Source organism: Bradyrhizobium sp. P2_E8, from assembly GCF_056403875.1.
On the sequence record NZ_JBFUES010000167.1, the window covers coordinates 1 to 10,801 of the forward strand.

General features: G+C 61.9%; 14 protein-coding genes. 7 read left to right on the forward strand and 7 right to left on the reverse strand.

The window, feature by feature from the left end; translation table 11 throughout:
* The first annotated feature begins 60 nt into the window (after window positions 1-60).
* Window positions 61-849: an enoyl-ACP reductase FabI gene (gene fabI / locus AC1D00_RS12020; protein WP_477010815.1), complete on the forward strand. Its 789-nt coding sequence runs from the start codon at window positions 61-63 to the stop codon at window positions 847-849.
* 29 nt (window positions 850-878) lie between these two features.
* Here the strand turns inward: fabI and AC1D00_RS12025 are convergent, their stop codons facing one another.
* The 5 genes from AC1D00_RS12025 to AC1D00_RS12045 all read right to left on the reverse strand — a co-directional run bounded on the left by AC1D00_RS12025 (window position 879) and on the right by AC1D00_RS12045 (window position 4,279).
* Window positions 879-1,337 (reverse strand): MaoC family dehydratase, encoded by a 459-nt coding sequence (locus AC1D00_RS12025; protein WP_477010816.1) that lies wholly within the window; start codon window positions 1,335-1,337, stop codon window positions 879-881.
* Window positions 1,338-1,350: 13 nt separating this feature from the next.
* The gene (locus AC1D00_RS12030) at window positions 1,351-2,001 is read right to left on the reverse strand and encodes a 3-oxoacid CoA-transferase subunit B (protein WP_477010817.1); all 651 of its coding nucleotides are present in this window, start codon (window positions 1,999-2,001) and stop codon (window positions 1,351-1,353) included.
* 4 nt (window positions 2,002-2,005) lie between these two features.
* Complete coding sequence (locus tag AC1D00_RS12035; protein ID WP_135178388.1) at window positions 2,006-2,653, reverse strand: CoA transferase subunit A; 648 nt, start codon at window positions 2,651-2,653, stop codon at window positions 2,006-2,008.
* A gap of 112 nt (window positions 2,654-2,765) precedes the next feature.
* Window positions 2,766-3,356 carry a hypothetical protein gene (locus AC1D00_RS12040; protein WP_477010818.1) on the reverse strand — a complete coding sequence of 197 codons (591 nt, stop codon included), beginning with the start codon at window positions 3,354-3,356 and terminating at the stop codon, window positions 2,766-2,768.
* Complete coding sequence (locus tag AC1D00_RS12045; protein WP_477010819.1) at window positions 3,353-4,279, reverse strand: alpha/beta fold hydrolase; 927 nt, start codon at window positions 4,277-4,279, stop codon at window positions 3,353-3,355. The genes AC1D00_RS12040 and AC1D00_RS12045 overlap by 4 nt, the downstream gene beginning before the upstream one ends.
* A 130-nt stretch (window positions 4,280-4,409) precedes the next feature.
* Between AC1D00_RS12045 and AC1D00_RS12050 the strand changes: the two genes are divergently transcribed.
* From AC1D00_RS12050 to AC1D00_RS12065, 4 genes are read left to right on the forward strand one after another with little or no spacing between them, the layout of a single operon-like run.
* Window positions 4,410-6,917, forward strand: a complete 2,508-nt coding sequence (locus tag AC1D00_RS12050; protein WP_477010820.1) for an alpha/beta hydrolase — start codon at window positions 4,410-4,412, stop codon at window positions 6,915-6,917.
* A 9-nt stretch (window positions 6,918-6,926) separates the two neighbouring features.
* A complete protein-coding gene (locus AC1D00_RS12055) occupies window positions 6,927-7,790 on the forward strand; it encodes an alpha/beta fold hydrolase (protein ID WP_477010821.1) in 864 nt (287 codons plus the stop codon).
* A gap of 17 nt (window positions 7,791-7,807) precedes the next feature.
* A complete protein-coding gene (locus AC1D00_RS12060) occupies window positions 7,808-8,158 on the forward strand; it encodes a phasin (RefSeq protein WP_477010822.1) in 351 nt (116 codons plus the stop codon).
* Between the two features lie 60 nt (window positions 8,159-8,218).
* Window positions 8,219-8,662: a potassium channel family protein gene (locus AC1D00_RS12065; protein WP_477010823.1), complete on the forward strand. Its 444-nt coding sequence runs from the start codon at window positions 8,219-8,221 to the stop codon at window positions 8,660-8,662.
* Window positions 8,663-8,689: 27 nt separating this feature from the next.
* Here AC1D00_RS12065 and AC1D00_RS12070 read toward each other — a convergent pair whose 3' ends face one another.
* The gene (locus tag AC1D00_RS12070; RefSeq protein WP_135178382.1) at window positions 8,690-9,373 is read right to left on the reverse strand and encodes a helix-turn-helix domain-containing protein; all 684 of its coding nucleotides are present in this window, start codon (window positions 9,371-9,373) and stop codon (window positions 8,690-8,692) included.
* Window positions 9,374-9,700: 327 nt separating this feature from the next.
* On the opposite strand from AC1D00_RS12070, the gene AC1D00_RS12075 reads away from it, so the two are divergent.
* Together AC1D00_RS12075 and AC1D00_RS12080 are read left to right on the forward strand one after the other, a co-directional pair.
* Complete coding sequence (locus AC1D00_RS12075; RefSeq protein WP_477010824.1) at window positions 9,701-10,261, forward strand: response regulator transcription factor; 561 nt, start codon at window positions 9,701-9,703, stop codon at window positions 10,259-10,261.
* Window positions 10,258-10,569, forward strand: coding sequence for a response regulator transcription factor (locus tag AC1D00_RS12080; RefSeq protein WP_477010825.1), 312 nt, complete (start codon window positions 10,258-10,260; stop codon window positions 10,567-10,569). The genes AC1D00_RS12075 and AC1D00_RS12080 overlap by 4 nt, the downstream gene beginning before the upstream one ends.
* A gap of 21 nt (window positions 10,570-10,590) precedes the next feature.
* Here the strand turns inward: AC1D00_RS12080 and AC1D00_RS12085 are convergent.
* A partial coding sequence (locus tag AC1D00_RS12085; RefSeq protein WP_477010826.1) for an invasion associated locus B family protein occupies window positions 10,591-10,801 on the reverse strand: 211 nt, incomplete at its 5' end.

Genomic DNA, 10,801 nt, shown 5'->3' on the forward strand with positions numbered 1-10,801 from the left:
GCACACCTTGGCGCTGCTGGTCAACACGCCATCGACCAACCCCAGACAAGAGAGGGTGTCATGATTCCCGTATTTCCCGATACCAAGGTTGCCCTGAAAGGGAAAAAGGGCCTGATCGTCGGCATCGCCAACGACCAGTCCATCGCCTGGGGATGCGCAAGGGCGTTTCGCGCGCTCGGCGCCGAGCTCGCGGTCACCTACCTGAACGACCGTGCGAAGAAGCACGTCGAGCCGCTGGCGCAGGCGCTGGAGGCGCCGATCTTCATGCCGCTCGACGTCATGGTGGAGGGGCAAACCGAAACGGTGTTCGAGCGGATCGCGAAGGAATGGGGGCAGCTCGATTTTCTGCTGCACTCGATCGCCTTCTCGCCGAAAGAGGCGCTGCACGGACGCGTCGTGGACGTCGGCCGCGACGGCTTCCTGAAGACGATGGACGTCTCCTGCTGGTCGTTCCTTCGCATGGCGCATCTCGCCGAGCCGTTGATGAAGAACGGCGGGACGATGTTCACCATGACGTACTATGGCAGCCAGATGGTCGTGGAGAACTACAACATCATGGGCGTGGCAAAAGCAGCGCTTGAAGCAGCCGTTCGCTACGCTGCCGCTGAACTAGGTCCAAAGGGCATCCGCGTGCACGCGATCTCGCCGGGACCGCTCGCCACGCGCGCGGCGTCGGGCATTCCCGAATTTGACGAGCTGATGGACAAGGCGCAATCGAAGGCGCCGGCGCGCAGCCTCGTCAGCGTCGACGATGTCGGTAATGCCACGGCGTTTCTGGCGCTCGACGGAGCCAAGCTGATCACCGGCGGCGTGCTGTATATCGACGGTGGCTATCACATCATCGACTGAACGAGACCGGCACGCGTCTTCCGCGCCGCTCAGCGATAGTGGAGCGCGATCAACTCGGCGACGCAGGCCGGCTTCTTGCCGCCTTCGATCTCGATCACGAGATGGTAGTTCACGCGCAAGCCGTCGGGCGGCACGTCCTCCGCCTCGGCGACGGTGACACGGCCGCGCAGCTTCGAGCCCGCCGGCACGGGCGCCAGGTATCGTATCCTGTCCGMGCCGTAGTTCAGGGTGTTGCGCAGGCCCTTGAGGCCCATCACCGATCGAATGAAGAGTGGTGCAAGTGCAAGCGACAACAGGCCGTGGGCGATGGTGGTGCCGCCGGGCGTTTCCTTCTTGGCGCGCTCCTGATCGACATGGATCCACTGCTGGTCGCAGGTCGCCTCGGCAAACTGGTTGATGCGATCCTGCGTCACCTCGACCCAGTCGCTGACGCCGATCTCGGTGCCCACGGCGGATTTGATTTCGCCGAAGTCGCTGAATGTCCGCATGTCGGTCACCTGCTCAGATCTTCATTTCCGGGACGTTGTCGGGAACGACGAGTTCGGCGTCCGTCACCGCCATGACCTCGCCGACACTGATGCCTGGCGCGGTCTCCAGCAGGGTGGCCCTGCCGTCGGGGAATGCGATCACCGCCATGTCGGTCACGACCAGGTGCACCGGTCGCGCCGACGTCAGCGGCAGCGTGCATTTGGCGACGATCTTGGATTTTCCCTTCGCCGCGTGCTGCATGGCGACGATGACCCGCTTGGCGCCGCTGACGAGATCCATGGCCCCGCCCATGCCCGGCACCATCTTGCCGGGGATCATCCAGTTGGCGAGATGGCCCTGCGCATCGACTTGCAGGCCGCCAAGGACGGTGACGTCGACATGGCCGCCGCGGATCAACCCGAACGACATCGCGCTGTCGAACGTGCTGGCACCCGGCAGCGCGCTGATCGGGCGGCCGCCGGCGTCCGTCAGCGTCGGATGCGCCAAGCCTTGCTCGGGGATAGGCCCGGTGCCGATCAATCCGTTCTCGGATTGAAAGAACACTTTCAGGTCCGGCGGAACGTAGTTTGCGACCAGCGTCGGGATGCCGATGCCGAGATTGACGAGGTTGCCGCTCTTCAGCTCCTTGGCCACCCGCCGGGCGATGATGATTTGCGGATCCATGGTCTCACCCGTTCGTAATGAGGTAGTCGACGAGCGGCGCTGGTGTCACGACGTGGTCGGGCGCGATCACGCCGACGGGGACGATGTTCTCGGCCGTGACGATGACAGTATCCGCGGCCATCGCCATGACCGGATTGAAATTGCGGGAGGTCAGTGCGTAAGCGAGGTTGCCGAGATAGTCGGCGAGGAAAGCGTGCACCAGCGCGAACTGCGCCCGCAACGCCGTCTCCAGCAGGAACGGCTTGCCGTCGACCTCGATCTGGCGCTTGCCTTCCGCGACCAGCGTTCCGACGCCGGTCGGCGTCAGCACGCCGCCGAGGCCGCATCCGCCCGCACGGATGCGTTCGACGAAAGTGCCTTGCGGTACGAGATCGACGGCGATCTGGTTCGCCAGCATCTGCTGCTGCGCCTTCGGATTGAGGCCGATATGCGTTGCGGTCAGTCTTGAGACCAGCGCTGCATCGAACAGCTTGCCGACGCCCTTGCCGGGCGTGGCGGCGTCATTGCAGATCAAGGTCAGACCGGCCTTTTTCTGCCGGACGATCTCGTCGAGCAGGCGCTCCGGCGTTCCGACGCCCATGAAGCCGCCGACCATGACGCTGGCACCGGACGGGATCATCGCAACGGCTTCTTCGACGGAAACGGCCCTCATGATGGGAACTCCAGTCAGCAGAGGCGATCAAAGAAAGGCGACGATGAGACGATGTTGGCGAGCGGTCGGCGCACTCCTTTGATCTGCGTCAAGGCTTGTCATCAATCCCGCATCACGTGGTGACGCCGGCGCTCTCAAGGGCTTCCGCCCATAGTCTTCGGACTTCCGCGTGGCGCTGCTCAAGCGCCGCGCTCACGGTGTCGCGAAACGGCACGAGGCTCTCGCCTTTCAGGAAGAGAATTTGCGCCTGCAAGAGCCGGCCGCTCTCGAATTCAATGCGGCGCAATGCGAACACGAAGGGATCGTTGGCATTCGCGCCTAGCGGCAGCAGGGCCGCCGGGCGGATTCCGGCGTGAACGGCATGGGCCAGCATCGCAAGATCGATCGGCAGGGCCAAGGGTAGATTGGTTATCCCCTCGATCGGCTTGGGAAACCAGGCCGTTTCCCAGGAAACCGCCATGTAGCCTAGGGCCATGTCGGGCACCCAGGAGGCCGTGCGTTGCAAGAGCGAGACGATCTCGGACTCCCGATAGAATTGCGCGTTCAACTCGGTCTGCCAGGCAGCCTCGATACGCATGGGCAAGGCCATTGCGAATTGCCGCGCCAAGGCGCCGTGCGCCGAGATCAGGAACGCAGCTACGCGTGTCTGCTGGTGCGGCGGCACGCGGCCTTCGGAATCGAGCGGTCCGAGAAATCTGCTCATGGCGGCGCTGCCCGAACGGGGATGGCCCGCAAATGATCATAGCCGGCGGGAAATGGCGTGAGCTCACCGCCGGCTTCTTCCGGCGCGATCCAGACGGCCTGGTTGCCCTGCCAGCGGCCTGCCAGCACGTCGTCGGCGAAGCGCGCAAGCAGGTCGGCGGTGAGCACACCCTTCTCCAGCGTGAAGGCGTGATAGGCTCTTGGAATGATCACCAGCGAGCTGTTGGGGATTTCGACGCGCAGCGTTTCGTGCAGATGACGCGGAGTCAGGAAGTCGAACTCGCCGTTGAGGATCATCGTCGGCACTGAGATCGCGGACAGGCGCGGGGTGAGGGGCTGGAAGTCGAGGAAGGATTCCATCAGGTTCTGGAGCGCGTAGACGTCGTTGACCAGCCAGCCCTGGCGCTTGACGCTGTCGAGCTTGTCGAGCAGCGGCTTTAGCCATTGGTCAGACAGGTTCATTGGCAACAGCAGATCCTGGAGGTAGCCGGTGCCGCCGAGGATCAGCCCGGTCCGCAGCGCATTGCCGAGCAGAAGGAGCTGCGGCGTCAGCTCGGCGAAGCAGCTCATCGGCACGAGGCCGGAGATGCGATCGCCATGTTCGATGGCATAGCGCAGTGCGATCAGCCCGCCAAAACTGATGCCGCTCAGGAAGATCGGGCCATCGCCGAGCTCGCCGATTAGCATGCGCAGCGCTGCGACCTGGTCGTCCTGGTTAATAAAGAGCGTCGGCTTGTCGGAGGCTCCCTGTCCCAGCAGGTCGAAGGTCGCGACGCGAAACCCTCGCGCCAGCAGGGCCTCGCGATAGGCGGCCCACAGTTCGGAATATTGCGTGAGCCCGTTCACGAGCACATAGGCGGGCGCGCCCGCCGGCCCGTCGAGCTCATAGCGTATCCGATATGAGCCGTGGCTGAGGAAAGGCATCGCTCAAAACTACCGGCGTTCTGATGCCTGCGATCCTCAACCTCGGCGATCGGATTCCATTGAGTTAGATCAATGCTCCCGGTGTCCTCCTTTCTAGCGTTTTCTAGAATTGCCCAGGGAGGAGTTCGTCATGATCGGGACCGAGATCTTGAAGCGCTGCTTCGTCAGCCTGATCGTATTGCTGGTCGGCACTGCTCTCGCAGTTGCACAACCCTTCACTCGCCGTTCCTCGCAGGTGAAGCATGACGAGTTGAAAAAGACGTACGAGATCGCTAACTTCCGTCTCGGCGGCAAGTACGACCTCGACAATCCCTCCAAATGGGAGAATGGCGGGGAGGGCGGCGTCACCCTGGAATCACTCGGTGCCGGCAAGCTGCGTACCGCCTATATTGCGATCGGCAATGCGCGGCGCAACGCCGCCGGCGAGATCACCAACGCCGTCGTGATCAATTCCTACTATTCTGGTGATTCCACCGACATGTACGAGCAGTGGGTCGTCGGTGCTCCGCTGTCCGGCAGCGTGCCGATCATCGGACCGAGCCGGCCAATCGATACCGACAAGTACTACGTCATCATGGTCGATCCGCTGGGCACCTGGGGTGCCAGCAAGCCGTCGGACGGCCTCGGCATCAAGTTTCCGCAGTACAGCTACTACGACATGGTCCAGGCCAACTACCGCCTGCTGCGCGACGGGCTGAAGGTTGCGCGTGTGGCACTTGTCGCCGGCGTCTCCATGGGCGGAACGCAGACCTATGTCTGGGGCGTGATGCATCCGGAATATGTGAGCGCCTTGATGCCGATCGGCGGTACCACGCAGTCGGACGGCGATGACCCCGTCGGCAACTGGACGTTCCAGATGATGACGGCCGCGATCGCCTCCGATCCCGTCTGGCAGGCGACCAAGGGCGACTACTACAAGCAGCCCAAGGAGAAGCATCCGGTGCCGGGCGTTGCCTTCGGCTGGTCGATTCTGGGCATGACGGGCTACGACTTTTCCTATCGCACGACCCAGAACTGGGCCGCAGTTCAGCCTGAGATCTTCTACTGGGATTCCCCGAACGAGAAGGCCGGTTTGAGCGTCACCAATCGCGCCAAGCTCTATGACGCCGTCGACCTCGTCTGGCGCAACCGGGTCGGCGAGACCCACAACATCAATCCCTACCTCGGCCGTATCCAGGCGCGCACGCTGGTGATGCACATCACCAACGATCTCTGGCTGAACTTCAAGCTGGCCCAGAAGGCGGTCGATCGCGTACCCGGCGCGGACCTGATCGCCCAGGAGAGTCCGGTCGCGCACTACGGGGTGTTCCCGATCATCAACCAGCGCAAGAACGATCCGAAGTTCGTCGCCTTCATGGACGACGTCGCGGCGCTCGATCGCGCGCAGAAGTTCGACGACAAGAACTATCGCGTGCCCGGCGTGGCCGCGAATATCGATCCAAGCAAGTCGTTCTGGAAGGATTCCGTGACCTATCCCTATCCGGTCAAATACGCGACCACGAAGGACAAAAGCGGCATGTCCTGGCAGATCGGCTACATGGACGAATATGCCGGCACGGACAGGAATCCGAAGGTGCTTGTCATCATCCATGGCAAGGGCGCGTTCGGCGGTCACTATGGCAATATCATGCAATATGCGTTGCGCAGCGGCTTGCGCGTGATCGTGCCTGATCTGCCACACTACGGCATGTCCGGGCCCGGCAATCTCAACAAGACCCCGGCGCGGACCATGCAGGACATGCGCGAGGCCATCTATGACCTCGTGGTGAACCAGCTCGGCGTCAGGAAGGCGGTCTATCTCGGCCACTCGCTCGGCGGCCAGTTTGTGATGGGCTATGCCCTGACCTGGCCGGATGCGGTGCAGGCCCTCGCGCTTGAAGCGCCGTCCGGTCTTGAGGAGTATCCGCGCGATATCACGATCGCCAAGGACAAGAAGGTGCGTCTGTTCGATGAAGCCTTCGGCCACGATTTCGACAAGTGGAAGCTGACCTGGGACCAGACCGGAATCCTGGCCGCCGAGAAGGCGCGTGACGAGCAGAACATCCGCGATTTCTTCTACTTCAAGAAGCGTGACCCGGAGACCGGTGCGGTGTCGGCGGCCAAGAGCGGCTATTTCTTCAGCGACAGCGAGTACGCCCGCTTCCACACCGAGCAGCGCGTCGGGCTCACCAAGGGCAATCCGAAGGAGCTGGAGCAGTGGTGCAACGTCTTTATCTACGATATCTACACAATCGGAGCGGAGTTGCAGCAGGACGACCCAAAGAACCTTTACGAGCGGCTCACCGAGATCAAGCAGCCGATCTTCCTTGCGTTCGGCGACAAGGAGCCGTTTATCCCGACGCCCGCATTCAACGGGCTGACGGATCTCGGACGCGACGTCATCACGCCGTTCATGACGCGTATGACCAACGCAGGCAACCGGCCCATGCTCAAGATCTATCCGGAGACCGGACACTTCATCCATACGGACAATCCGGTGGAATACTCCGCTGACGTCGTGGACTTCGTCACCAAGGGAACGGTCGACACCTCATCGCCGCTCGGCACCGATCGCATGATCAAGGGCGCCGTGGCATCGGCCATCCCGGTCGCCCCGACGCCGCCAGGTGCGGCGCCGACGGCCGGTCTCAACAAGTAGGGTCGGTTCATGCCAAGGGTGCGCGCGGGCGACGTCGAACTGGGCTGGCGGGAGTGGGGACGAGGCGACGTCACCGTCGTCTTCATCCACGGCAATCTCGCCAGCAAGGACTGGATCGAACTCGCCGCACCAATGTTTCCGAGCGGGCTGCGGGTGATCGGGATCGACTGGCGCGGCTGCGGCGAAAGCGACCGGCCAAAGCCCGCCGCCGACTATTCCAACTATTCGATGCAGCAGCATGCGCACGACATGCTGACGGCGCTCGATACGCTGGAGATCGGATTTTGCCATCTGGCAACCCACTCGACCGGTGGTATCATCGCAGCCCGTATGCTCTTGATGCAGCCGCAACGGTTCGGGCGGGTGTTCGCGCTCGATCCCGTGACGCCGCTTGGCATGTCCTTCAATGCCGACCAGATCGGTCTCTTCCGGGCGATGATGGCAAGCAAGGAGTTGACGCGGACCGTGATGGCGACCGCCGCGTCCTCGCTGTTCGAGCCGGACAGCATGGCCCCGAACGCGATTCCGCGCTTCCGTGAAGGGCTCGGCGAAATCCAGGCGCTGTTCGACCGGATCATCGAGCAGACCTTTGGCGTCTCCGAAGGCATCTGGATCGGAACGCCGGTCAATCTCACCCGGGAGCGGGAGAGCAKGGAATTGGAGCGCCGCATGTCGGAGATCCGGCATCCGCATCTGGTGCTGTGGGGCGAATGTGATGGTTGGATCCCGCCCACGGACCTGCGCGCCATGGCCGAGGCAATGCCGGATTGCCGGCTCGTGGTCGTCCCAAACATCGGACATTCGATGAACCTGGAAGTGCCGGCCCTCTACGCCGGCTATTTCGGCGCCTGGTTCGGGGGGCTCTCGGCATAAACACAGGGAGTATTGTCATGGCAGAGATCAATCCATCCGCCGAGAACATCCGCGGAATGCTTACCGAAGCGCTTGCGCGGTTGCGAAAGGCCAATGAGGAGTATTTTGAGCTGCTGGAGCGGGGGCTCAGTTCCTCGCCGTTACCGATCGCGGACCAGGCCAAGCAGTTTTGCAGTTTCATGCAGCGCAACGCCAGCGCGACGTTCGACTTTGGCGACAAGCTCGTTCAGGCCAGGGACGTTCAGGACGCGCTCAAGCTTCAATCCGAATTCTTTCAGGGGCAGATGCAGGCCTTGACCGATCAGGCCAGGAGCATGGGCGAGTCGGCGATGAAGGCGGCGACGGGCGCGTTCACGCCCAAAAACTGAATGGACTGAAACCTCGGCGTGAGGCGATGAACAGCCTTCCGCCTTGCCCATGCGAACACAATGGCGGTTCAATTCCTTGTCGGCGCGATCGTGAGTGTCATCAACATCATGATCCACGCCCTGGTGACCGTGGGAGCCATCGGCATCGCCCGCACCGCCGGGCTGCAATATGCTAGCTGGCCGCGGTTGCATCTGATGGCCGTCATGGTCGCAACAGCGTCGGCGCTGATGGTGGCGCACACGATGGAGGTTCTGGTCTGGGCGCTGGCCTATGCCATGGTCGGTGCTGCGCCTGCCGGCAGCGACCTGATCTATTTCGCCTTCGTCAACTACACCACGCTGGGCTACGGCGACATCACGCCCATACAGGCATGGCGGCTGACGGGTCCGATGACCGCGATGAACGGCATCTTGATGTTCGGCTGGTCGACCGCGGTCCTGTTCGAGGTCTTGCGCAAGACGCTCGACGATCTCGGAGTGACCAAACTGCCGGACGCCAGGTGATCTCACGTTGACGAAGGGCAGTCGCGCTCAGTTTTGCAGGTCGAGACTGGCGAGCTGCTGCCGGTCCAGCAGCACGATCTGGCGCTGGGTATTGCCGATGAAGCCGAGGACACCGAGATCATGAAGGTGCGATATCGCCCGCGAGACGGTCTCCAGCGTCAAGCCGAGGTAATCGGCGATATCGCGCCGGGACATCGGAAGTGCCATGACGTCGACCCCGGAGAGCCGCTTGTCCATTTCGAGCAGGAAAGCGGCGACGCGCTCCAGCGACGTCTTCCGGCCGAGCAGGAGCATGTGATCCTCGGCGTGCTGCAAGTTGCTCGTCGTCATGCTGAGCAAGTTGCGCGCGACCATCGCGTCGCTCTCCGCAACCAGCTCCAGGCTTTGCCACTTGATCAGCCGGACGGTGGTATCCACGATCGCCTCGGCGGTGAACCGATGCTCCTTGCCGTTCTCAAGTCCGAAAATGTCTCCGGCGAGGTGGAAAGCGCCAATCTGGCGGCGACCGTCCGACAGGAGTTTATAGCTTCGCACTGCACCAGACCTGACCTGATAGACGTAATCTGCGGGTTCCTTCTCGCCGTAGATCTCCGTGCCCTTTTTATATGTAAATTCGTTTAAACTGACGATTGGATTTGACTCGCTCGTCATGCCGAGGTCTTTGAGCGAATTGGGGCGGGGAGACACCTCAGTCGTGATGCGGACAAACATAGGCCAACTCCTCAACTGATCGCTGAATTGGTCTGCTAGACTGATATTTCGCCACGAGAAATGTGCCGCCGATGTCGCAACTCCCGCGCGGGGCGATTTACGACTAACGCCGTATTCTTCACCATTGTCACTTGGTTCATTGTACCAAGGGACAGGTCGGTAGGATGGTGCGCGGAACGAGAAGAGCGGCTCCTGCGTCCGATCGAGCTTCGCGTCACAAACTCTGACTTGCGAAAACTTCTGCATTAACGGGATCGCTAGATCACTCTGGCCCATCCCTGTGCTAGGTAAGCCGTTAAAGCAGTTGCAAGAGACAGAGAGGGCCCATTGCCTGGCCTTGTTCACGTGGTCGACGACGATGCCTCGTTCCGAACGGCGATCGAGCGTCGGCTTAAACTTGCGGGCTACGACGTCGCGACCTATGCCTCCTCGCAGGACCTGCTCGATCGTCTGCCCCGCGAAGAGCTGCAGAGCTGCATCCTCCTCGACGTGCAGATGCCGGGCCTGACCGGACCGGATCTACAGACGCGTCTTCATGAGCTTGGATCGACCGTGCCGATCGTGTTTCTGACCGGGCATGCCGATACCGCGACGACGGTGCGGACGATCAAGGCCGGTGCCGAGGATTTCCTGACCAAGCCGGTTTCGTCGGCGCAGCTGATTGAAGCGATCGAGCGCGCCTTGTCACAACAGCAGATCGCGCGCGAGCAGCGTAGTCGGCTCGATTCGCGTCGCGCTCTCGTTGCGCCTCGAGGCGCCCGACGCGTTCACGCAAGTCCATCGTGTTCTGCCGAGCTTTCCGTGTATCGTGTATGGAGTTGGGCCACTTGTCGCACCGCAAGTCCATCTTCGTTGTGGATGATGACCCGTCCATGCGCAGGAGCATGATGCGGCTGCTGCAGGAGCATGGCTTCGAGGCAAAGCTGTTCGAATCCGCCGATGCGCTGCTAAATCATGGCAACTTTCAGCAGGCGTTCTGTATCATCCTGGATATCAATCTGGATGGCGAATCTGGAATCGATCTGCAACGCAGGCTTGTGGAGCAGAAGGTCCATGTGCCGGTCGTCTTTGTCACCGGCAACGACAATCATGAAAGCCGCGCGGCAGCAATCGCATCGGGATGYATCGCCTATTTGACCAAGCCGTTTGCCGCGGCCTCGCTCATTGAGAGTGTGGAAAGAGCCCGTGGTCGCTAGGTTGGACAAATCGGCTGCGGGCTATTCGTCGATTTGCTGGTCGAACGTTTGGGCCGGCGGTCCCTTGTGAGCAAGGGCGAACTGAGCAAGCGGCACCGAGGCGGTAACCGACAGCAGATTGGGGTCGACAACCTCCAGCGCGAGCGTCTTGCCCGCTTCCATCTCCCTTATCAGGCCGGGTTTTGCCACATCGGCCGCAATGCAGGCGTTGTTCAGGCACCATGTGTACGGC

What these genes read in the sequence shown, in the direction of transcription:
- fabI (WP_477010815.1), top strand. Translation starts at nt 61, where the DNA reads ATGATTCCCGTATTTCCCGATACCAAGGTTGCCCTGAAAGGGAAAAAG.
- AC1D00_RS12030 (WP_477010817.1), bottom strand. Translation starts at nt 2,001, where the DNA reads ATGGATCCGCAAATCATCATCGCCCGGCGGGTGGCCAAGGAGCTGAAG.
- AC1D00_RS12035 (WP_135178388.1), bottom strand. Translation starts at nt 2,653, where the DNA reads ATGAGGGCCGTTTCCGTCGAAGAAGCCGTTGCGATGATCCCGTCCGGT.
- AC1D00_RS12040 (WP_477010818.1), bottom strand. Translation starts at nt 3,356, where the DNA reads ATGAGCAGATTTCTCGGACCGCTCGATTCCGAAGGCCGCGTGCCGCCG.
- AC1D00_RS12045 (WP_477010819.1), bottom strand. Translation starts at nt 4,279, where the DNA reads ATGCCTTTCCTCAGCCACGGCTCATATCGGATACGCTATGAGCTCGAC.
- AC1D00_RS12050 (WP_477010820.1), top strand. Translation starts at nt 4,410, where the DNA reads ATGATCGGGACCGAGATCTTGAAGCGCTGCTTCGTCAGCCTGATCGTA.
- AC1D00_RS12060 (WP_477010822.1), top strand. Translation starts at nt 7,808, where the DNA reads ATGGCAGAGATCAATCCATCCGCCGAGAACATCCGCGGAATGCTTACC.
- AC1D00_RS12065 (WP_477010823.1), top strand. Translation starts at nt 8,219, where the DNA reads ATGGCGGTTCAATTCCTTGTCGGCGCGATCGTGAGTGTCATCAACATC.
- AC1D00_RS12070 (WP_135178382.1), bottom strand. Translation starts at nt 9,373, where the DNA reads ATGTTTGTCCGCATCACGACTGAGGTGTCTCCCCGCCCCAATTCGCTC.